General features: G+C 45.0%; 16 protein-coding genes. 7 read left to right on the top strand and 9 right to left on the bottom strand.

Annotated features, from left to right (window positions below; all coding sequences use genetic code 11):
• Window positions 1-61: 61 nt before the first annotated feature.
• On the top strand, window positions 62-3,844 hold the full coding sequence (locus MUK70_RS23170) for a DEAD/DEAH box helicase (protein WP_234655320.1): 3,783 nt from the start codon (window positions 62-64) through the stop codon (window positions 3,842-3,844).
• Window positions 3,845-3,858: 14 nt separating this feature from the next.
• Here the strand turns inward: MUK70_RS23170 and MUK70_RS23165 are convergent, their stop codons facing one another.
• The 6 genes from MUK70_RS23165 to MUK70_RS23140 all read right to left on the bottom strand — a co-directional run bounded on the left by MUK70_RS23165 (window position 3,859) and on the right by MUK70_RS23140 (window position 11,802).
• Window positions 3,859-4,176 carry a hypothetical protein gene (locus MUK70_RS23165; protein ID WP_234603498.1) on the bottom strand — a complete coding sequence of 106 codons (318 nt, stop codon included), beginning with the start codon at window positions 4,174-4,176 and terminating at the stop codon, window positions 3,859-3,861.
• 152 nt (window positions 4,177-4,328) lie between these two features.
• Window positions 4,329-4,712 carry a RidA family protein gene (locus MUK70_RS23160; RefSeq protein ID WP_234655319.1) on the bottom strand — a complete coding sequence of 128 codons (384 nt, stop codon included), beginning with the start codon at window positions 4,710-4,712 and terminating at the stop codon, window positions 4,329-4,331.
• Window positions 4,713-4,746: 34 nt separating this feature from the next.
• Complete coding sequence (recQ, locus tag MUK70_RS23155) at window positions 4,747-6,897, bottom strand: DNA helicase RecQ (protein ID WP_234655318.1); 2,151 nt, start codon at window positions 6,895-6,897, stop codon at window positions 4,747-4,749.
• Between the two features lie 59 nt (window positions 6,898-6,956).
• The gene (locus MUK70_RS23150) at window positions 6,957-9,071 is read right to left on the bottom strand and encodes a helix-hairpin-helix domain-containing protein (protein WP_234655317.1); all 2,115 of its coding nucleotides are present in this window, start codon (window positions 9,069-9,071) and stop codon (window positions 6,957-6,959) included.
• Between the two features lie 25 nt (window positions 9,072-9,096).
• Window positions 9,097-9,960: a carboxylating nicotinate-nucleotide diphosphorylase gene (gene nadC, locus MUK70_RS23145; RefSeq protein WP_234603491.1), complete on the bottom strand. Its 864-nt coding sequence runs from the start codon at window positions 9,958-9,960 to the stop codon at window positions 9,097-9,099.
• A gap of 57 nt (window positions 9,961-10,017) precedes the next feature.
• On the bottom strand, window positions 10,018-11,802 hold the full coding sequence (locus tag MUK70_RS23140; protein ID WP_234655316.1) for a capsule assembly Wzi family protein: 1,785 nt from the start codon (window positions 11,800-11,802) through the stop codon (window positions 10,018-10,020).
• A 125-nt stretch (window positions 11,803-11,927) separates the two neighbouring features.
• On the opposite strand from MUK70_RS23140, the gene upp reads away from it, so the two are divergent.
• Window positions 11,928-12,572 (top strand): uracil phosphoribosyltransferase, encoded by a 645-nt coding sequence (gene upp, locus MUK70_RS23135; protein ID WP_234603486.1) that lies wholly within the window; start codon window positions 11,928-11,930, stop codon window positions 12,570-12,572.
• Between the two features lie 8 nt (window positions 12,573-12,580).
• On the opposite strand, the gene MUK70_RS23130 is transcribed toward upp, so the two are convergent.
• On the bottom strand, window positions 12,581-15,661 hold the full coding sequence (locus tag MUK70_RS23130; RefSeq protein WP_234655315.1) for a carboxypeptidase-like regulatory domain-containing protein: 3,081 nt from the start codon (window positions 15,659-15,661) through the stop codon (window positions 12,581-12,583).
• 297 nt (window positions 15,662-15,958) lie between these two features.
• Here MUK70_RS23130 and MUK70_RS23125 point away from each other — a divergent pair, with 297 nt between their 5' ends.
• The 3 genes from MUK70_RS23125 to MUK70_RS23115 all read left to right on the top strand — a co-directional run bounded on the left by MUK70_RS23125 (window position 15,959) and on the right by MUK70_RS23115 (window position 17,629).
• The gene (locus MUK70_RS23125) at window positions 15,959-17,026 is read left to right on the top strand and encodes a mannose-1-phosphate guanylyltransferase (RefSeq protein WP_234655314.1); all 1,068 of its coding nucleotides are present in this window, start codon (window positions 15,959-15,961) and stop codon (window positions 17,024-17,026) included.
• A 92-nt stretch (window positions 17,027-17,118) separates the two neighbouring features.
• Window positions 17,119-17,388, top strand: coding sequence for a hypothetical protein (locus MUK70_RS23120; protein WP_234655313.1), 270 nt, complete (start codon window positions 17,119-17,121; stop codon window positions 17,386-17,388).
• On the top strand, window positions 17,348-17,629 hold the full coding sequence (locus tag MUK70_RS23115; RefSeq protein WP_234655312.1) for a type II toxin-antitoxin system RelE/ParE family toxin: 282 nt from the start codon (window positions 17,348-17,350) through the stop codon (window positions 17,627-17,629). Before MUK70_RS23120 ends, MUK70_RS23115 begins: the two co-directional genes overlap by 41 nt.
• On the opposite strand, the gene recF is transcribed toward MUK70_RS23115, so the two are convergent.
• On the bottom strand, window positions 17,626-18,729 hold the full coding sequence (recF, locus tag MUK70_RS23110) for a DNA replication/repair protein RecF (RefSeq protein ID WP_234655311.1): 1,104 nt from the start codon (window positions 18,727-18,729) through the stop codon (window positions 17,626-17,628). The genes MUK70_RS23115 and recF overlap by 4 nt on opposite strands.
• Before the next feature lie 127 nt (window positions 18,730-18,856).
• Between recF and pdhA the strand changes: the two genes are divergently transcribed.
• A complete protein-coding gene (gene pdhA, locus MUK70_RS23105; protein ID WP_234603470.1) occupies window positions 18,857-19,888 on the top strand; it encodes a pyruvate dehydrogenase (acetyl-transferring) E1 component subunit alpha in 1,032 nt (343 codons plus the stop codon).
• Between the two features lie 137 nt (window positions 19,889-20,025).
• Entirely contained in the window at window positions 20,026-20,895 is an 870-nt protein-coding gene (gene tatC, locus MUK70_RS23100) for a twin-arginine translocase subunit TatC (protein WP_234655310.1), read from the top strand.
• A gap of 5 nt (window positions 20,896-20,900) precedes the next feature.
• Here the strand turns inward: tatC and MUK70_RS23095 are convergent, their stop codons facing one another.
• The gene (locus MUK70_RS23095; protein ID WP_234655309.1) at window positions 20,901-22,004 is read right to left on the bottom strand and encodes an aminotransferase class I/II-fold pyridoxal phosphate-dependent enzyme; all 1,104 of its coding nucleotides are present in this window, start codon (window positions 22,002-22,004) and stop codon (window positions 20,901-20,903) included.
• Between the last annotated feature and the right edge of the window lie 19 nt (window positions 22,005-22,023).

Here is a 22,023-nt window from a genome sequence, read left to right as displayed (position 1 = left end):
TCTTCGTTTCCTTAAAAGGGAAACATAGCGTACTTTTGCATTTTAAATGGCAGCAGGGTAAATGGAAAACGAAAAGAAGGAGAAATTATCCAACTTCTTATTAAGACGGACGGAGAAGGATGTATTGTCAAGAGGGCGTTCCATTTATAGCAGCGGGGGATTAAAAGTTTCCAAGCTCGACTATAACGGTCCGGGTAATGCCGAATTTAAGGTCAAGAGCGACTATTCTATTCAATTTTACCAAATATATATCCGGGATTTTCTTACGCCCCAGATCACTACTGAGTGTTCTTGCCCGGATAAGAATGGCCTTTGCAAGCACCGCGTGGCAGGAATCCTTTACATTCTGGATAAAATGCCGACCATTAAGCAGGTTGTTCATGAAATGAGCAGCACGGTGATTGATCTGGCCGAGATCAAAGAACAGCAACTGCGAAATCTCGTTTTGGAAGACACCTGGAAAAACAGGGAGTTTATCCGGAATGTAAGCATACTTTCAGCCAAAGAGGGTGAGGCACAATGCCTTGTCCAGGAAAATGACGAGGATTTTACCGTCGATTTTCAGCGGATCAAAAGCACAAAGCAAGTTCACACATCCTGCACGTGTAATCAGCAACTTTGGGTTCCGCTATGTCAGCACAAACTGGCTGCATTGCTCAAACTGCGGGAAGAATTGGGCGAACGCGCATTTGAAGTCATGCGCGATCTGACGGTTGAAAAAAACAACCTGCTAGCCGAATACGGCTATTCCCTGGAAGATGATATGAAAGGGAGGTTTGAGTTCAAGCTGGACGAAGACGGCGGCCTTTATCTGATCAAGGCTGACCCTGCATTGCAGAAAGTAGGCCCATATCAGGATTGGAACACATTAAGAGAACGCATATTGCCCGCTCAGAATGTGTCTTTCAGCGTTTCTGCGGATAGCCAGCAGGAAGAGGAAGACCGGATCTCTATTTTTGTTTTCTGGTCAAAAGGGAAAAATCACTTGCTGGACATTGGGTTCGGCGTTTTTTCTGTCAAATACAGCACAAAATCAGAGAAGATTACCAACATCCGGAATATCGCCGGAGGTTCCAGCCATTATTATTCTGCGGACGAAATTCCCGTCTTAACGGACGCCGACGCCCGGCTTGTGCGAATAGCGAAGCATTGGGAAGAAGGGTTACAGAAATTCATTCGCAAGCAAGGTTGGGCTTATAATGCCTATCTGCATTTTGACGACGTAAGCTCGGAACAGCGTTACGAAGCCAGAAATTACGTCGGGAAGCAGTTGAACAGGATTTTCAATGACCTGGATGCCGAGCGCGTTTATCTGGCAGACGGCGACTATGTGACAAGCAATAACCAGCTCACCCAGCTGGAATTGCACCGCGAGCCTGTTAAGCTTTTCTTCGTTCTCACAGAGGATAAGGAGTTTATCACATTAAATCCTTATGTGGAGCTCATTGCAGGAAGTCCTTTGGAACTACAAAAAGTGATTTCCCTCGATAGTTTCTGGCTGGGCATTCATAATGATAAAACACTTTTCCGCTGGGCAGGAATCAGCGAGGCCGAAATGGTCGCTTACCTGGGCCAGACGGGATATAAAATTAGGGTTAAGAAAGAATTTTCAGAGGAGTTTTTGCGAGACTGGATCATTCCGGTCGCAGAGCAGTTCGACGTAATTTTCCAAACGCGGCATGAAGTGCTGTCCAGGCCATTGACTTTCAGTAAGCCAAGGATTTTCTTGAAAGAGGATGACGCTAACCTGCTGATCGTTCCCAATTTTGTTTATAAGGATGAAAAGGAGGAAGGCTCCGAAGTAACGTTCATGCACGACCAGCGACGGAGCAAAACGGGTTTTGAGGACAATAAAATCACCATGCTTGAACGCGACCTTCCTGCCGAAAACGCAGTTTGGGAGTGGTTGAAATCGCTGAACGCGGCTTTTGCAAATCAGACTGGCCAGCCTTTTTTCTATGTTCCTCTGGATCAGGTGATGAAAGGCGGATGGCTTTTCAGTTTCGTAGAGGCAGTTGGCAAGAAGAAATATGAGCTTTTGGGTTTCAAAGACCTGAAAAAAATGCGCTTCAACCCGAACCGCGGAACGGTGAAAGTGAATGCTTCCTCAGGAATCGACTGGTTTGATATGACAGTGGAGATCACTTTTGGAGACCAGCGGATTTCACTTGCAGACGCTAAAAAAGCATTGCTGAAAAAGCAGAATTACGTGCAGTTGCAGGACGGTTCGCTAGGCGTGTTGCCTGATGAATGGATCAGCAAGCTGGAACCATTATTGCAATTTGGTCGGGTAAATGGTGAGAAAATTCATTTATCCAAAATCCATTTCTCGTTAATCGATGAACTCGTTTCGGAAACGGATAACGAAGAAGTTTTCCGGGAGCTTTATGAAAAAAAGCAAAAACTGCTCAATTTCAAGCAAATTCCCAATGTGGCCCTGCCTGGAAATGTGAATGCGACATTAAGGCAATATCAGGAAGAGGGCTATAAATGGATACATTTTCTGGATGAATTCGGCTGGGGCGGCTGTTTGGCGGATGATATGGGTTTAGGAAAAACCCTGCAAATGCTGACATTTTTGCAACAACAAAAAAACCTGAATCCAAGCAATACGAATCTCGTCGTAGTTCCTACCACATTGATATTCAACTGGCAAGCGGAAGCTGCTAAGTTTACGCCCGAACTAAGCCTTTATGTCCATCGTGGAATGGCGCGACGGAAAGACATTGATTTTTTCCGCGAATATGACATTATCCTCACCACTTACGGCACCATGCGCAGTGATGTGGAGTTGCTCCGGAAATTTGATTTCAATTACATTGTGCTGGATGAGGCGCAAGCCATAAAAAATCCGGATTCGCTCACTTCGAAAGCTTCCAGATTATTGCATGCAAAGAACCGCTTGACGATGACGGGAACGCCGGTTGAGAACAACACATTTGACCTTTATTCGCAATTTGAGTTCTTGAATCCCGGAATGCTGGGCCACGCGGACTTTTTCCGCAGCGAATACGCGACGCCAATCGACAAATATCAGGACAAGGAAAAGGCGGCAGAATTGCGCAAGCTCGTCTATCCTTTTATGCTAAAACGTACAAAAGAGGAAGTTGCAACAGATTTGCCGGATAAAACAGAAACGATATTGTTCTGCGAAATGGGCGTTAAGCAACGCAAGGTTTACGATACATTCCGCGAAAAGTACAGGCTTGAAATTGCAGAAAAACTCGCTACGGAAGGCTTGAATAAGAGCAGCTTCCTGATCCTGGAAGCACTGTTGAAGCTAAGACAGATCTGCGATTCACCCTCAATATTATCAGGTGATGAAGACTTTGGAAATGAATCAGCCAAGCTGGAAGAGATTGTAAGGGAAATTGAGGAGAATGCTTCAAATCATAAAATATTGATTTTTAGCCAGTTCCTGGGAATGCTGGATTTGATTCGTCAGCATCTTGAAAAAGTTAACATTCCATATGAATACCTGGACGGGCAAACAGTAGACCGCGCCGGTCGTGTAAATCGTTTTCAGAGTGATCAGACTTGCCGCGTGTTCCTGATGAGCCTTAAAGCAGGTGGTGTAGGCCTTAACCTCACCGAAGCGGACTACGTCTACTTAGTTGATCCATGGTGGAACCCCGCCGTGGAGCGCCAAGCCATTGACCGGACACACAGAATCGGTCAGACGCGTAAAGTGTTTGCTTATAAGATGATTTGCAAGGATACGATTGAAGAGAAAATTCTTTTGCTTCAACAACGGAAGCAAGACCTGGCGGAAGACCTGGTTGGAGGAGAATCGGGTTTTATCAAAAAACTTAGTCAGGAGGACATTATGGGGCTTTTCAGTTAAGCTCCATAATGCCTTTAGTTATTTAGCATTTTCGTTCCCGATGAAATATTGAGCAAGCTGTTGTTCATCAATTTCACTGAACTTACCGACTGTGAAGAACTGTCTAACGAAGCAAAATCAAACAAATCCGTTTTAGACAGGATAGTTACCTCATCCGCCCGGTTCGTTTTCAAAATTTTCTTGTCGGCCAACTCGCCACTTCTGTCAATTGAGGGAATATTGTACATTTTTTCTACATTCCCACCAGTCATTGCCTTATAACGTGCTTCCTTTTGTAATACACAAAGCCCTAGTAAAAAGGTGGCTATGAGCAACGTATGTTTGTTTTTCATAATAAGATGTCTATTTTTTACGGGTCTTTATCAGACAACTACACCACAAAGAGCAATTTTCGCTCCAGATGGTTGTAACCATTAAAAAATTATTTAAGTACAAAAAAAGCCCATATTACTTTGTTTAGGCGTTTTGTAACTTTACTAATACTTTATTGCGCAACTGCGGTAAATTCAATTTCTACCAGGTATTCCGGAGCAACGAGTTTACTGATCTCATAAATGCCCGTAGTAGGCTTGATATCCTTAAAATATGCACCGTGTGCTTTGGCAATGTCTTCAAACAGGCTGATATCTGTTGTGAAAATGCGTGTTCGGATAACATCACTTAATCCTGCTCCGGCATCCTGCAAAACTTTTTCAATTCTTTCAATAATATTATTCGTCTGCGCAAAAGCATCGTCTGCCTTCACTTTTTCTCCGTCGACGATGGCGACTGTTCCTGCAACTTCTATAATGTTACCAATGCGCACCGCGCGGCAGTAACCCATTTTGTCTTCCCAGGGAGAACCGGAGAGTATATTTTGTCTTGACATGGCGTAAATGTTCTAGCTGGTGTAAAGATAAAACTTAATTTCGTGATTCCTCGAAAAGTGCAAGTGCGAGCCGGATTTGCCCATAGTCAAATTGCTCGTTCAAAAGCTCGAACAATGGTTTCAGCGGATCGTTTTTTCCTACTTGTATTTCCGCCGCAGCCTGTATAATGGTGTTATAGGCTTGATTATCAATTAGTCCTCGCAAATCAATGTCATGGCCGTCTTCCTTTAATTTTATTAGATGAGAAATAATTGTGACTGTACTCAGATCACGTTTTTCTGCAATTATTTTTAAAGAGTAACCTTCTTTGTACAAATCCAGTGTTTCTACGTAGGTCAATCCCTTTACGACGCGGGTTCCGGGCTTTGTATTTTCTCTTGCAAAGGCCAGGATTTCATTGATGAATGTTTCTCCGTAGCGACGGAATTTTTCTGCACCGATCCCCGAAACAGCTTTCATCTGCGCTTCGGAGATCGGTTTTTTCTGTGCCATTTCAGAAAGTGTTGCGTCACTGAAAACCACGTAAGGCGGAACACCCAGTGCATCAGCCATTTGTTTTCTCAAAATGCGCAGTCTTTCGAAAAGCGCGTCGCGGATGATTTCCTGTTTTGGTTTTTCTTTCGGGACAAGCTCTTCTTCCTTGGCTTTGCGCTCAGAAATTGGAATAAATTTCACCAGCTCAACTTTCCGCTCGCCTTTCAAAACCTGCTTACTGACCGGATTCAGCTTAAATGAATGTGCTTCGTCATAGGCAATGTCCATCACCCCGGAATTCAACAGCTGGCTAATGTATTCCGCCCATTCTTCGCCGCGCAACTCATTGCCCACGCCGAAAGTTGGCAGCCGGTCGTAACCGTGCTGTAAGATGTTTCGGTTGCGGCTGCCTCTCAAAATGTCAATTAGCATACCCATAGCGATCTTTTGATCTGTTCTGGCAATGCCGGAGAGCGCTTTCTGGGCAATTACAGTGGCGTCAAATCTTGTTCTGGGGTTTCGGCAAACGTCGCAGTTCCCGCAATCATAATCAACGGCTTCATTGAAATAACTCAGCAGAATGCGTCGCCGGCAGATATCCGCTTCCGCATATTGCTTCATCCGGTTCAGTTTGGCGTGCAAAAGCTCCTTCTGCTCCGCCGACTGATCGGAATTATTGATCATATCCTGTCTCGTAATGATGTCCAGAAAGCTGTAAAATAACACCGTGTCCGAAGCAGATCCATCGCGACCGGCCCGGCCGATTTCCTGGTAAAAGCTCTCGACATTCGAGGGCAGGTTGTAATGAATAACCCAGCGCACATTGGATTTATCGATCCCCATTCCGAACGCAATCGTGGCCACGATTACTTGAATGTCGTCTTTCAGAAACTGCTCCTGCACGCGCGACCGCTTATCCGGCGCTAATCCTGCGTGGTAATAATCGGCTTTGAAACCGGCGTTTTTCAGGCTTGCAGCCACGGTTTCGGTTCCCTTCCGGCTCAGACAATAAATGATGCCGGCTTGTCCTTCGTGTTTTTTCAAAAATTCCTGGATCTGCTGCATGCGCTTCCTGCCCGGAAGCACGCTCAGGCTGAGGTTGGGCCTGTCGAAACTGGCGATGAATGTTTCAGCAGATTCAATGTTAAGCTGTTTCAGAATGTCGCGGCGTGTCACCCGGTCCGCCGTTGCGGTTAATGCGATCACCGGAATGTCCGGAAAACGCATTTTCAATGTGTTCAGCGACCTGTATTCCGGTCGAAAATCATGTCCCCAGGAAGAAATACAATGCGATTCGTCCACAGCGAATAACTTTACATTCCACTCGCGTAGAAAATCAAATGTATTGCCTGAGAAAAGCCGCTCGGGCGCAATGTAGAGCAATTTTAATTCTCCTACTTTGGCCTGCCACATAACGCTATCCTGCTCAGAGCCAGACAGTGAAGAGTTTAAAAAGGCAGCATTTACACCATTTCCCCGCAGGGCTTCCACCTGATCTTTCATCAATGCGATCAATGGTGAAATGACCACCGTCAGACCGTCTTTGAGGATGGCAGGAATTTGAAAGCAAACTGATTTTCCGCCGCCGGTCGGCATGAGGACGAGGCAATCTTTGCCTGCCATAACGGTGTCAATGATTTCGGCTTGCTGCGGGCGGAAGGAGTCGTAACCAAAATATTTTTTTAGTGCTTCTAGTTTGTTGTCTTGCATTGGATCTTGAAAAAGAGGTCAAATTTTGGGATTAATTACGGGCAATCAAAAACATTTAATTAAAACTGATACATTACCTGGGCCTTCAACTCGCTTCGTTTGTCACCATTAATTTCATTGAGGCCCGAACTGATTTTATCCAGATTAGCATAACGCGTTTGCGACCATCTGAGCCACAGCTTCATATTTTTAGAAACCGCATAACGTGCCATGAGATAATGCCGTGTACCGACGTCAGAATAGGCCGGAATAGAGAAGGCGTAAAGCATGTCTTTTTCATAAACATATTGGCGGCTGTCATAATCATCCGTTTTGAAATACGCCACACGCGCACTCAATTCCAGCCTGGGAAATTGCCAGCTCACATCTTGCAAAACAGTAAAACCATTTGATTTTGAAATTTTTATGTAAGCGAGGTTACCACTCTGCAAGCGTGTTTTTAGGGAAAACCGAAGCGGTTTTTCATATTCCACATTAATCGTAGCCGTTTTGCGGACTGTGGAAAAAAGCCCGTCTTCATTTTTATCTGCGGGCGCATTACGCTGCTTTTTCTTTTGGTGATACAAAGCATAAGCGTTGAAGCGCTTATTGGGCTTCCAGAGAATGTGGAAATAATAATCATAGCCCTTCGAAGGCGCATCGACCAGATATTTCAGCCAGGGAAATTTGAAATAATCATAATAAGCACTTAGCCTCCAACGCCGGTTTGGCGCATAACGAAAGCCCGCATATCCGCCCGTTTCATTGATCGGCCGCGTTGCCTCAGCAGTGGCATTTCCATAAAATGTGTGAAAATTGCGGTCATAATGTCTTCCCAGCAAGCTGAAATCAAACTTTTTGCCTAATGCTGCGATCAAACCAGCGATAGCTCCCAAACCGCCACTTTCAGAGCGGGCGGCTTCTCCGAAAAAATGCACATTCTGCCATCGGTAATCGCCATGGAGGCCCACAATCAGATTGTGCTTTCCGGCAAATTCATAGCGATTGTAGGCAGCGTTTCGCTTTTGCAGCGTCATGTTATAGTTTGTATTGAGCAATGTCAGGCCAAGCTGGCCCGCCCTGGAAGGCAATTTGAAGAGCAGATGCGTGCCGATATTTTGTTCTGAAAGATTATTATGCTTGTCCCGTTCGCTGGCTGTACGATGGTAACCGGTTACAGGCAACGAGCTGGCAATGTGATCATTATCATTACTTACAGTTGCATCCCTTTTAGCGTAGGAATAAAAAGTAGTAAGCTCAAAATGCTTTGATATTGAAAATGTCGCTGCGGTTCCGCGGAAAAAGTTGGATTCCAATGCGGATGTGTAAGGTTTCAGCCCTAATGTGCTTCGGTATGCAGCGCTTATGACTTCCGCGCCCTTGCCCAGCGAAAATCCTGCTGCCATAACAAGCCCTTGTCCGGTCTGCATTTGATAATCGCCAACGATCAGGTTTTTGATCTTGCCCTGATTCATGATCTGGGCGTGAAAGGAAGAGAAATCCGAGCCGAGGATCTGCCGTTTTACATTCCAGTTCCACCACGTCTCGCCGGCGTCTTTTTCCATGGAGAAGCCGTAACTGTAAACACCGGCGCGGGAATTTCTGTATTTCAGATAGCCGTAAAGTGGCTTACCATTATATCTTGACGCCGTGGAGCCGGAATCAGCGGGTAGGAAGCCCTTTTGTTTTTCCATTAATTGGCCGGACCGGACAATCAGGAAATGCTGGGAAGGATTTTTCAGCGACTTGGCCAGGGACAATGTTTGCGGATGAACCGTCACAAATGGCAGTAACCGATAAATCGTGGCCAGATCAAAGTCTGGAATGGCTTGTAATTCGTAAAGGGAAATGAGCGAACCGAGCTGCTCGCGGTATTTGAAAAAGGAATTTAGCTGGATTTCGGAAAGGAGCATTAAGGCTGCCAGGTCATCCCGGTTGACCTTATTAATGTCCATTGGCTCTGCATATAATGCAAAGAGCGATTCGTAGAGTTCGCTGTAATCGGCCTCTTCGGAAGGATCGGTGATCAGGTTTTGGATGAAGGGATCAATGTCAATTTCCCTGCGTGGCGGCTCCTGGGCGGAAAGGTTTTTTGAATTAAATACAAAAATGAGTGCGAGGACGAGACGCGGCAGAACCGCCCGATGCAGCATTTTCAACTTAAATGCGTATGTTAATGTAGTTTGTTTAATCATACGCTTTTAGGTTTTTAGTGAAAGGTTAGAAAGCTTTTAAACTTAAATCCAGACTCCTTGCCTGGTGTGTTAATGCACCGCTCGAAATGCCGTCGATCCCGGTTTCCGCAACGGCACGCAATGTTTTCTCCGTAATGTTTCCTGAAGCTTCCGTTTCATACCGTCCGCCAATGCGCTTTACGGCCTCGCGCAAGTCATTGAGTGAAAAATTATCCAGCATAATAATGTCGACCATCCCCACACGCAGCACTTCGTCGACTTCTTCGAGATTTCTCGTCTCTATTTCGATTTTTAAATTCTTACCTAATTCCTGCCGATAGGCGCTTGCGCGCAAAATCGCCGGTTCAATGCCGCCTGCATAATCCACATGATTGTCTTTCAGCATGATCATGTCGTACAAGCCCATTCTGTGGTTGACCGCGCCGCCGATTTTTACAGCCAATTTTTCAAAAACCCGAAAATTAGGCGTCGTTTTTCTGGTATCAAGCAACTTTACGGGTAAATCCTTGATCAAATCTGACATCTGGCGGGCGTAGGTTGCAATGCCGCTCATGCGCTGCATGGTGTTGAGAACCAGCCGCTCAGCTTTCAGGATCAATCTTGCATTTCCTTCAACCGTAAATACCACGTCCTTGCTTTTGACGTAGGTTCCGTCAAGAAGTAACACATTTATTTTTAGGGGGGGATAATTATATGTAGCGGCGGTCTCGTCAAAAATGATCTGCGCAACTTCAACGCCCGCCAAAATTCCATCCTGCTTCACGAGCAATTGCGCGCGCTTGGTCGCATTTTCGGGCACGCAGGAGAGGGAAGAATGATCGCCGTCTCCAATATCTTCCAGCAAGGCAAGCCGGATCAGATCGCGCAATTCATGGGGGTTCGTTTCCATATTAATTATGGTTTTGATAAAAAATATCAGTTTAAAAATAAAGGAAGTCGTTGATTACTAGTAAGTCTGCTGGCGAAAAGCCATGTTGTAGCGCAGTGCGAGTGACCAAACGGTTGACTTGGCGGCTATTGATTCGTCGGGAGAATTAATTCTTCTTTGGAGAAAACGGCCGTCGATAAAAAGATTGTGCGCCAGCGAGTAGCTTGCCCGCAGGTCCGTGTAAGCAGTGGAAGCCTTAATGCCCTGACCGATCTTTTGGTTGAATTCCCCGTCACGGTCTACACTCCGGTTTTCGTAGCTTTTGGTAATGTCGCCCCCGTAACTCATGTTTACATTGTTACTCGGATCACGGCCTTGATTTGCCATCATGATCGTTCCGTAAAATGACAGTCGCGAAGTGGCCTTATAGCGAATTATGCCCAGATATTCCCGGAAATTCGCTCCTAACGGATGCGATAATGATTGTCCGTAATGTACATAATTGGCGCCGCCGTCCTTGTGCGAGTAAGTGTAGGGCCGCACCACATTATACTCGGCCTGTAAATCCAGGTTAGGCACGCCGAATGCATCCACATATTTCCCGCCAAGCTGAAAGCTGTATTTGTTGGCCCAGTAGCCGCTTCCGTTGAAAAGATATTTTGTCAAAAACTCATCCAACACAAATTGACTGTAAATAGAAGCTTTATTAGCAACCAGCCAGCGGAAATCGAAACCCAAAAGCGCATTATCCTCGCTTCCAAGGTAAGATTCTACGTAACGATAAAAAATGATCGGGTTCAGATAATTCAGATCATAACCCCCGCCCACAGAATCGCGGTTGAAAACCTCCGCTTCGAATACACCAATGTTGATGCGATCTGTCAGGTTAACGCTGAGATGGTGAATGGCAGCGAACTTTTTACCTCTTAACAGGCCGTTCTGAGCACTTTCGTAGGAATTGATCATGCTTGTATACAAATTGGTATAATGAAACTTACCAAGCTGTGTATCAAGTCTTAGGAATAAGTATGGACTGCTATTATCAGATAAGATCAATGATCTGTAACCGCTTCCAAAAACATTGTGGTCATGGCCAAATTTAACATTAATGCTTTTCAATGGCCGGAATGTAATGTAACCTCTGGCTGTCAAAAAATCGATTCCACGATTCCGGGTGCCTTTTCCGAAACCTTCGCCGGGGAAGCTGTTTTCGTGTTTAAAATCGTTGACATAACGTGGGTAACGTCCCTGTGTATCTGATACAAACGTATAAAAGCCAAGCTTTTCATTGATCATACCTCGAATTTCGACGCCGCGGGTGGTTCCCCAAAGTTGTGTAGGAGTTGAATCCTTATGTATGCCAAAGTTTTTACCGTAGCTGTTATCTTTACCTATGAAATTTGTTGTAGTAAAGTTAAAATGCAGGTCGAAATCTTCGTTATGTATGCTGTAAAGGTCGGCGGGATGATTAAAGAACCTGCGTTTCTCGCCGGGAGGCGGATCTCTGAAAAGGCCCAGGCGGGCCATTTTGTCATATTCAAGTGAATCTGTGGCGATCATTCCTCTTGTCCATTCCCAACTGTCTTCCCGCAGATAATCAATGGTTTCCCAGTCACGGTCGGTAAGGTTGATCGTTCCTTCCTTTAATATCGAATCCGTAAGTGCCACAATTGCCTTACGCTCAAAGGGTTTTACATTGGAATGAAATCCTTCTGTGAACTTGCCCCTTTTTATCTCCAAACGATCAATTAAATGGTAATAATCGTCATTGAAAGGAACAAACGAACTTTGTGCATGTACGTATGACAGGGATAACAGTGATAAAATCAATATTTTGACAAGTCGGATAATTCCTTGATCCATAGGCAAAAAAAATCTACTGTTCACACCATTCACCGTTTGCGGATGATTTTTCAAATAACTCTTCCAAATTACGTCAATGAATTTGTATTATCTTGCATGGAGTAGTTTAAAAAACTGTCCGAACTATGTTTTTACTTTCCCAAAAACCTTCTATTGCCGACCATTATCTGGCTGAATTGCGTGATGTAAATTTGCAGAAAGACCGGATGCGATTCCGCAAAAATCTGGAAAGGGTGGGAGAGTTGCTGGCCTACGAACTTTCTAAAACGCTCACATTTAAAACCGAGAAAGTAGAAACGCCATTGGGCCAGGCTTCGTCGCGCACATTGCTCCAACCCGTAGTTCTGGCCACGATTTTGCGCGCCGGGCTTCCTCTGCATGAGGGCTTTTTGAATATGTTTGATAAGGCGGATAATGCATTTATAGGCGCTTATCGTGGTCATCATATCAATATGGAAGAGGAATTCGAGGTTGAAATGGACTATATTACCAGCCCGGACCTGACTGGGAAAATATTAATCTTAATTGATCCGATGCTGGCAACGGGCCGTTCCATGGAAAAGGTCTATCATGCTTTGCTTCGTTTCGGAATCCCTGCGCAAACGCACATTGCCTCCGTGATCGCAAGCCCGGAAGGCGTCGATTATTTGCAGAAGCGCATTCCGCACTGCCGGTTATGGCTAGGTGCGATCGATCAGAAGCTCAATGAGCATTGGTACATTGTTCCCGGACTTGGCGACGCGGGCGATCTGGCCTACGGCGAAAAGTAAGCCGTTCTCTAATTCAGTAATTCGTCAAATGTAATGGACACGTAATAAGTCGAACCCACATTTGGGCTTCCGTAAGCCTGTATATACGACTTGCCAAACAAATTAGTGCCGCCCAGTTTGATAATGGATTTCAATGCATTCACCTTGTAACTGACCTGCGCATCAAGTACGCTCACCAAAGGCACACGCGTGTTTGAGAAAACCGGCACGTCCGTTGTTGTCGGCAAAACAAAGCTTGATTCCCACAAAAACGCCTGCTGATATTTGTATGCAATGTTAAATCCAACCAAGTTGTTGCTCGTAATTCTTCTGCCGAAAGAGAGGTTATAGCGATATTTTGGTGTGTTAAACTGCGAATACTGGACTTCCGGTGACGGTTTAAAGTCATTCAGCTCATTGTTGGCAACATTTCCTCCAATGTTAAATCCTTTTGGCAACGCATAAGTTAGTCCAATCGCAAACCCTCTTGTAGTAATGGTCTCCGTAGTGTTCACCGTTCTGGAATAACCATTGAAATTCCCAACACCAATGCCCGATTCGATAGGCAGACCAGGAGCAGCTGCGGCTGTCGGCACAACGATCACTGTTCCACCGATGAAATTTTTGTATTTGCTAATGTAGTAATAAGCGTCAACGAAAAGTTTTTTTGCAATAACTGCTTTATAGCCAATCTCATAAGAAGCAATGCGTTCGGGTTTAAGCTTTACCGGCTTGTATTTAGGCAATTTTCCCAAAGCATAGGCTTTTGCCAGATTAGGCACTAAACCCGGAACCTGCGCTGCTAAAATTCCCGGAAGCTGGGCAGCAAGAACGCCGGGTAATGCCTGATTTACACCCGCTGTAATCGCCGCCTGAATGGCGCCCGGTGTGTTGGGGATGGTCCCGGAGGCAACGCCCTGGTTTACGGCTGTTGTAACTTGCGCGGTTACGGCTGTGGCAATAGCTGTGGTGGCTTGCTGGGTTACGACTGCTTTCGCATAATTTGTGGCATTCTGCACAATGCTCGGGTCGCCCGCAATCACCTGTTTGATAGCATCTTCTGATAAATTCTGTCTTAAAATACCATTGGAAAGATTGTATCTGGCATCAAACTCAGGTAACCCGCCAATCAATGTTCCTGAAGGCGTTCTCAGGTCAATGTATTGGTTTTGAGTGGTGGGGATGCGGAAGCCGGTTTGGTAGGACAGGCGAATGTTGTGTTCGCCGAATGTGGTTACTGCGGAGATCCTGGGCGTAAACTGTCCGTCGAAATTTTCGTTTTTATCATAACGGATTGAACCGGTTAGTTTCAAATGATCGCTCAGAATGGTTTTTCCGGCCTGTAAAAATGCGCCGAATTCGGAGATGGGGATTTTGCCATCACGGCCTTCCTTCGTGTCTGCAAACAACGTTCCCGCTGATCTCAGCTCGTAAAGCCGGTAATTCGCACCGGCCAGCAGCTCCACAAATTTGATCTGGTTTTTGAAATTATAAAATCCTTCAATGTGGTAAAGGTTGGTTTTATCCGCAAAACCGCCTCCGCCATTTACAATCGCAAGATTTCTGTATTTGTCCAGTAACTGAGCATATTCGGCTGTTCCCGGCATAGGCATGCCTTTGTCCGCCACGCCGCGCGCCGCCAAATGCGCCTGATTTTCAGGCATTCCAGCGCCCCGGGCAGTTGCAAATGCGCCCACATATTCGCCAAACCAAGTGGCATGTGGTTTGATATCATTGAGCATGGAAACGGCAGCGAGTCCGGCGAGATAGGATTTTCCCGAGCGTTCCTGCGTTGTGTAAGCACGCACGGTAAAATTGTCAGCCTTCAATTCCAGTTTAGCTTGTGTCAGGTTGAAATCACGGAGCGAATAGCGGCCCGTTCCGGTATAAACCGTTGTTCCATAACCATAATTGACCTGTGCAATGGCTTCTATTTTCTCATTAATCCTATAATGAACTGCCGCATTGGCTTTGAAACTCTTGGTATTATAATCAACAATGTCCTTTTCCTGGTAACCCGTGCGACTTACAAATGTACTGGGAACGAGCGCCACGGCAGCTTGTGGGATCAAGCCGTTGGCCGCTAATGTGCCCGCAACAGCATTAATGTTGGTCTGAACCTCATCCCCATAAACATTCACACCATCATAATCGTTATCGGTTCCCGCGCCACGCCGGGGATCGGATGCGCCGCCTACGTTCAAATTGTTATAATTGGTTGCTTCCCAGTCTTTTGCAGTAATGTAAGACAAGTTGACCTTGAACGCCACTTTGTTATTGAATGCCTTGGCATAGCGAATGGTGCCATCGATAAACGGCGTCGTTGCTTTGGAGCGGTTCGACTCGTGCATCACACCCGATTTCACATTCGCGCTTAATCCCTGATATAAAAACGGGCTTTTGCTGTTCATCAAAATAAGGCCGTTGATCGCGTTAGGTCCGTAAAGTGCCGAGGCCGCGCCCGGTAAAACCTCTACATTCTCCACATCCAGCTCGGACATGCCGATGATATTATCCAAAGGAAAATTCAGGCCAGGAGCCTGATTATCCATCCCGTCGATCATTTGGACCGTCCTGGGGTTACCGGTGCTCCCAAATCCGCGCATGTTAACTGATTTGAACAAAACTCCCTGCGTGGTCATATCAATGCCTTTCAGATTCGCCAGGGCATCGTAAAAGTTGGCAGAAGGTGTTTCCCGGATATTCCTGATGTCCATTTTTTCGATCGCAACAGGCGATTTCATGACGCTTTCTTCTACTCTTGACGCCGAGACAATGATTTCCTGGCCAAGAACGACTTGTTCGGCCAGCTTAATGTCCAGTTTAGACATGCCGCCGGTCACCGCTATCTCCTGGGTTTGGAAGCCGACGGAGGAAACGATCAATACAAAAGGTGGATTGGATGTCGTAGTGAGGCTGAATGCTCCTCTGTTATCAGTAATGGTGCCGATTACTTTCCCTTTTACCTGAATGCTCACACCGGCAAGTGGTTCGGCAGTTGAAGATTCTGTGACTTGCCCGTCGATGGTAATCTGCCCGTATGCGGTGGAAAAGAGCATTAGCGGCAAAACCAGAGGGCATAATTTTAGAATAGTAAAGAAATGTTTCATGGTTATTAATGGGTTGATGTTGTCTTAGCAAGATAAAATAATAATGCATTATCGCATAGCATTATTATACTATTTTTTCTTCGAATCATTTTAAATTATACTTTCTTATCCTGTCTTGTATTTGAAAAAATTCTCCTGCACTTTTTGCTGACATAATTTGAATTTGATATGCTCTTAAAATGCGCTTTCACGCTACTTTCCCGACGCATTGATTCGGTCGGATTGGTCATAACTGCGGGTTTATGGTTAGCTTTGGGTAGTTTTTCATAGTGTGGATAAATAAAATTACCTTTCACAATGCAGGATTCTTTTGTTATTATAATGGCCGGTGGGGTTGGCACAAGGTTTTGGCCTTTCAGCAGAACGGACTTCCCTAAACAGTTTCACGATGTGTTAGGAACTGGAAAAACACTTTTACAGCAGACAGTTGAGCGTTTCGACGGCGTTTGCCCGATCGAAAATATTTATATTGTTACAAGTCAGGAATACAAGGACATTGTAAAAGAGCAGATTCCTGCTTTGACGGAAGATCAGATCCTTTTGGAACCAAACCGTCGCAATACGGCGCCTTGCATTGCTTATGCGTGTTACAAGATTGCCGCTAAAAATCCGAATGCGAATGTGGTTGTCGCCCCGGCGGATCATATTATTTTGAAGGAAGAAAATTTTAGGGATACAATTAACATTGCCTTGGGCGCAACGCGCAATGAGGATATTCTGGTGACGTTGGGAATCCAGCCAAGCCGCCCTGACACGGGTTATGGCTACATTCAATATATCCCTGATAAGATGACGGTTAAGAAAGTGAAATCTTTCACCGAAAAGCCTCATCTGGAATTGGCATTGCAGTTTCTGGACAGCGGTGATTTTGTTTGGAATGCCGGGATTTTTGTTTGGAATGTGAATGCATTTAAAAAAGCACTGAAATCGTTTCAACCGAATATTGCCGAGATTTTTGAAGGCGGTGACAACCATTATTATCTTGAAACCGAAGATGCATTTGTCCAAAGAGCCTACCAGCATTGCGGCAGCATTTCCATCGATAACGGGATTATGGAAAAAGCCGATAATGTGCACGTCGTGCTAAGTAATTTCGGCTGGTCGGATCTGGGAACCTGGAAATCGCTTTACGAAGTTTCGGAAAAGGACGCCAACCTGAATGTTATTGACGGCAATCTGATCCTGCACAACACAACGAATTCAATCATTAAAACGCCAAAAGACAAACTGGTAGTTGTCAACGGCCTGGATGGCTTCATCGTCGCAGAATACGATGGCGTCCTCCTCATCTGCAAAAAAGAAGACGAGCAGAAAGTGAAGGAGTTTGTGGCCGAGGCTAAGGAGTTGGATGTGAAGTACGTTTAAAAGCAGCCTATTGAGGCCAGATCGAGCAGTCTGGCTTTCTTGTTTTTAATGTGTAGATTTGTCTTAGTATTGCCATTTAAACAATGCTTTCTATGTCCAACCGGGAGTTGAAATCTGAGGTAATCCGACTCGTTAACGAAGTAGATGAAAACCGTATGGAAGACTTACTGCTTTCGATACGTTCCTTCATGGAACATCAAAACGTGGACAACGGCATTGACGCAAATTCTCCGGAACTACTCAAAGAACTCAACCAATCTTTACTTCAAGCAGAATTAGGACAACTGATTTCCAACAACGATGTCTTAACAGAAGTAAAGCGTGTCTTACGAGATAAAATGGACTCCGCTCGCAAAGGATAATTACTCTGAAACGGTATCCTACATTTATGATACCTGGGGAGAAGTAAGTGCTGAAAAATTTACAGATGATTTGGAAGCCAGTTTGAAAAACCGGGAACGTTTTCATTTTTTAGGTAAACCTTACGCCTTATTGCCATCTGTTCGCGAGTTGGTATTAGGCAAGCACCAAAGCTTGTTTTATACTGTATTTGAAAATAGTGTTTTGATCCTTAACCTGATCGATTCGAGAAGGAAGGTTTAATCTTTGCCCGGCAGCACCTTCTCAATCTCAAAAAACCGGACATCCGCTTTCACATTCTCTAAAATCTTCTGAGAACGTTCTGGCCGTGCATCGGTGATGAAGACCTGGCCTAGGAAGCCGGTGTCGATTAGTTCTATTAGTTTTTGAATGCGGCGGTCGTCGAGTTTGTCGAAGATGTCGTCTAGTAACAGGATAGGCGTTTTTTCTTTTTCTTCTTTCAGAAGTTCGAATTGAGCTAGCTTTAACGCAATCAAAAAAGACTTCTGCTGGCCTTGCGAGCCAAACTTTTTGAGCGTCACCCCGTCGATTTCAAAAGTGTATTCGTCCTTATGGACACCTTTTCCGGTTCGCTGCGCATGCAAGTCGCGGGCGCGGTTCTTTCTAAATTCGGCTGGGAAGTTTTCACTTGCGACCTCGCTTTCATAGACCACGTCCACTTGTTCATGACCGCTGCTCAGGAAATCGTAATTTTTATAAAATAGTGGCACAAACCGATTCATGAATGCGCTGCGGTGACTATGAATGCGCTGGGAAAGAATGATCAGCGGCTCATTATAGGTTTCCAATAAGTCTTCGTCTACATAATTCCGCTCTGCAAAAAGCTTTAGAAGTCCGTTTCGCTGACTCAGGATCTTATTATATTGAAGAAAATCGGTGAGATAACCCGGAGCGGCTTGTGCCAGAACGCCGTCAAAAAAACGTCTGCGCTCCTCACTGCCTTCACGGATCAGGTCAGTATCATTGGGTGCGATCAGAACCAATGGGAAAAGGCCTATGTGATCGCTTAGCCGGTCGTAGTTCTTTTTATCGGCCATGAATATTTTGCGTTGGCCGCGCTGCATGCTACAGGTGATCTGCGTATGTTTTTCGGAATTGTTAAAAATGCCATCCAGGACAAAGAAATCAGCCGTATGCCGGATACCAAGTGCATCCTGATTATGGAAAGCGCTTTTGGTAAGACTAAGAAAATAAATGGCGTCCAGGAGGTTCGTTTTTCCACTCCCATTCTCCCCAACCAGACAATTTACATGTTGCCCAAAGGTGAAGGCTTTCTCTTCATAGCTTTTAAAGTATGTAAGATGGAGCTTTTCTAGCCACATGAACTTCTTTGTTATTTAGTTTATGCTTATTTTCGCAAATCTAATGCGTGAGTACGGCAAAAACAGACTCTGTTCAAACCTCAAACTTTAAGACAAAGTTCTGTCTTTATAAACGAGAACCAAATACATGGCCACCGTTACTGAAAAAAAGAAAAAATCAGACCCAAAGAAGTTACAGCATCCGAAAGAACAATACATGTTCTGGTTCGAGAATATGCTTTTACAGCGTCGTTTTGAAGAAAAAGCCGGCCAATTATACGGTCAGCAAAAAATCAGAGGATTTTGTCACCTGTACATTGGCCAGGAAGCTTGTTCTTCCGGGGCCGTTACTGCGCTTAAACAAGGCGACAAATACATTACTGCTTACCGCGATCACGGAATTCCGCTGGCATTAGGAACTTCTCCTAACGCGATCATGGCTGAACTTTACGGAAAGAAAACAGGGACTACCAAAGGAAAAGGTGGATCCATGCACATTTTTGATAAAGAAAAAGGCTTTGTAGGGGGCCACGGAATTGTTGGTGCGCAAATTCCTTTGGGAGCAGGAATCGCTTTTGCTGAGAAATATAACAAAACCGGAAACATCTGCATTTGCTATTTCGGTGATGGAGCAATTCGTCAGGGTGCATTTCACGAAGCATTGAACATGGCGATGAGCTGGAAATTGCCTGTTATTTTCGTTGTTGAAAACAACGGATATGCAATGGGAACTTCGGTTGCAAGGTCGTCCAATGTAACGGAGCTTTACACATTGGGTGAAGCATACGATATTCCTTCTGAGCCTGTTGACGGCATGAGCGTTGAAGCCATTCACGAAGCAGTTGGCAGAGCAGCCGAGCGTGCGAGAAGCGGTGAAGGACCTACATTCCTGGAATTCAGGACTTACCGTTACAGAGGCCACTCGATGTCCGATCCTCAGAAATATCGTTCTAAGGAAGAAGTAGAAGAATACAAGCACCGCGATCCAATTGAGCAGATTCGTGCGGTGATCCTGGAAAATCAGCTGGCAACAGAAGAGGATCTGGAAAACATTGATAAGAAAGTCAAAGACATTGTTGCCGAATCCGTTCAATTTGCGGAAGATTCAGAGTTCCCCGATCCGAAGGAGGCCTACACCGATGTTTATGTAGAGAATGACTATCCTTTTGTAATGGATTGATCAGTTATAAAGCAATTTAAAAAAAACCCGCCGGATTATTTCGACGGGTTTTTTAAGTAAATTCGGCTTTTGCAATTACAGAACAATCTTGTTCCTGTTTTTTTACGTAAATAGAATTTTAGTAATAATATAAGAATATGCCCCTAGACCAGGACTTAGAAAGCGAAGAAGACGAAGAAGTTGGCAAGGAGATGTCATTTATCGGGCATCTTGAAGAATTAAGATGGCATGTGATTCGGGCAGGTGGATCTATTCTTGTTTTTGCAATTCTGGCTTTTGTTTACATCAAAGAAATTTACCATTATGTGATCATAGCACCTTCACAGCCCGATTTCTGGACTTATCGAATGCTATGTAAGCTTGCAGACAAAGTTCAGTATGATGAGTTGTGTATCAAGGCGTTGAACTTTAAATTGCAGGCAATTGGCGTAGGGGACCAGTTTACAATGAGTATGACTTCTGCTGTCATTGCAGGTCTGGTTTTCGCGTTTCCTTATGCATTCTGGGAAGTGTGGCGGTTTATCAAACCGGGGCTAAGGCCGGCAGAAAGGCGCTCGGCAAGAGGAGCCGTATTTTATGTGACATTTCTTTTCTTCTCAGGCGTATTTTTCGGGTACTATATTGTAACCCCTTTGGCTATCAACTTTTTAGCAAATTTCACATTAGATCCGTCTATCATTAACGAATTCAGTTTATCTTCCTATATTTCCCTGGTTGCAACGCTTACACTGGCTTGCGGAATCGCCTTCCAACTTCCAATCGTGGTTTACGTCCTCGCAAAAGTGGGTGTACTGACGCCTGCTTTTATGCGGGAATACAGGAAACACGCGATGATCGTCATCCTGATTGTAGCAGCTGTAATCACCCCATCCCCAGACATTTACAGCCAGGTAATCGTGGCTATTCCCTTGTTCCTGCTTTATGAACTGAGTATTTTGGTTGCAGGCAAGGTGGAAAGAGAAAAGATAGCGGAGGAAAAAGCTTTGGCTAATTCGGCAGAAGGCTGAGATTTTTAGAGAAACGAAGACTTAAAACTATTACAGACCTCAGCCAATCGGTTGAGGTCTTCTTTTTGATGGATTGCGCTGATGGCGATTCTGGTTACCGGAGTATCGTTGGCGCTTGGATAGGAAAAGCAGGAGGTCATGATCTGCTCGCCAAGTAAATGGTCGAAAAGAAGTGGATTTCGGCTGCAAAAGACGGGATAGCCGGGAGCGCATACAAAAAGGTCCTGAGCGATTAGTTTCTGATTGAAGTAATCAATATTGGCCGAAAGCATTGTATGCACGTTTGCAAAACGATTCGTTTCCAGAAGTTTCGACAGCGCATAGATATAGCCGGGTGCTGGCGGAGAGGCGCCTGCAAACCATGGCGCGTTGTGAAGTAAATCATATGTGGAACGCTCACAAGCTATTACGCCCCCGGGAATGCCCAGTGCTTTGTTCAGCGAAGAAACCATAATTACATTGGCTTTTCCAGATCCCTCAATCAATTGGTAAATGTCCTTTCCAAAGGTTTTGTGAACACCTAATGTGTGCGATGCATCAACAACAATCCAAATGTTTCTTCCAGAAGGCAAATTCGCAAAAACCGAAAAGTCGAACGCTTCCACCATTGGAGAACCGATTGCATCTGTGCATATAACGTGCGCTGTATTTGTTGATGAATGAATTATTTCATCAATGACTTGATATGCCCAGTCAATCCAATGATCGCCGGAAATTTTCAGGTTGTTTCCCCAGATCGCAGGGTGTGCTTTCGGTGCATAATGATATTGAACGGAGGATGTAGATGAGGTAAAATGCACAATGTTTTCTATACACTTCATTACGAGCTGGCCCGCCCACATGCCGGAAGAGATGAGTAGGGAGGTGGGGGTACCTATCCAGTTGGCTAGGTGCAACTCGGCCTCTTCGTAAATATCGAGTCTCAGACTGTTGTTTCGCGACGCTCCAAAATGTAGCCCGTATGCGTCAATCCCTTCCTGCAAGTAACTACGAAAGCTTTCGTCGTGACCCATTCCGAGGTAATCTGTTCCGCTGAACCAGAGATATTCCGAGCCGTCACTCGTTTGTACTGTTCTGCCGGGAAGATGGTTAGTTTGAAAGATCTTCACTTATAATTGGAAGTCAAAG

It is taken from the genome of Dyadobacter chenwenxiniae (assembly GCF_022869785.1).
GTDB classification, from domain to species: Bacteria; Bacteroidota; Bacteroidia; order Cytophagales; family Spirosomataceae; genus Dyadobacter; species Dyadobacter chenwenxiniae.
This window is presented reverse-complemented; position numbering and strand designations above follow the sequence as displayed.

Bases quoted from the DNA above. Each gene is read 5' to 3' on its own strand.
- MUK70_RS23170 (WP_234655320.1), top strand. From the start codon at position 62: ATGGAAAACGAAAAGAAGGAGAAATTATCCAACTTCTTATTAAGACGG.
- MUK70_RS23165 (WP_234603498.1), bottom strand. From the start codon at position 4,176: ATGAAAAACAAACATACGTTGCTCATAGCCACCTTTTTACTAGGGCTT.
- MUK70_RS23160 (WP_234655319.1), bottom strand. From the start codon at position 4,712: ATGTCAAGACAAAATATACTCTCCGGTTCTCCCTGGGAAGACAAAATG.
- recQ (WP_234655318.1), bottom strand. From the start codon at position 6,897: ATGCAAGACAACAAACTAGAAGCACTAAAAAAATATTTTGGTTACGAC.
- MUK70_RS23150 (WP_234655317.1), bottom strand. From the start codon at position 9,071: ATGATTAAACAAACTACATTAACATACGCATTTAAGTTGAAAATGCTG.
- nadC (WP_234603491.1), bottom strand. From the start codon at position 9,960: ATGGAAACGAACCCCCATGAATTGCGCGATCTGATCCGGCTTGCCTTG.
- MUK70_RS23140 (WP_234655316.1), bottom strand. From the start codon at position 11,802: ATGGATCAAGGAATTATCCGACTTGTCAAAATATTGATTTTATCACTG.
- upp (WP_234603486.1), top strand. From the start codon at position 11,928: ATGTTTTTACTTTCCCAAAAACCTTCTATTGCCGACCATTATCTGGCT.
- MUK70_RS23130 (WP_234655315.1), bottom strand. From the start codon at position 15,661: ATGAAACATTTCTTTACTATTCTAAAATTATGCCCTCTGGTTTTGCCG.
- MUK70_RS23125 (WP_234655314.1), top strand. From the start codon at position 15,959: ATGCAGGATTCTTTTGTTATTATAATGGCCGGTGGGGTTGGCACAAGG.
- MUK70_RS23120 (WP_234655313.1), top strand. From the start codon at position 17,119: ATGTCCAACCGGGAGTTGAAATCTGAGGTAATCCGACTCGTTAACGAA.
- recF (WP_234655311.1), bottom strand. From the start codon at position 18,729: ATGTGGCTAGAAAAGCTCCATCTTACATACTTTAAAAGCTATGAAGAG.
- pdhA (WP_234603470.1), top strand. From the start codon at position 18,857: ATGGCCACCGTTACTGAAAAAAAGAAAAAATCAGACCCAAAGAAGTTA.
- tatC (WP_234655310.1), top strand. From the start codon at position 20,026: ATGCCCCTAGACCAGGACTTAGAAAGCGAAGAAGACGAAGAAGTTGGC.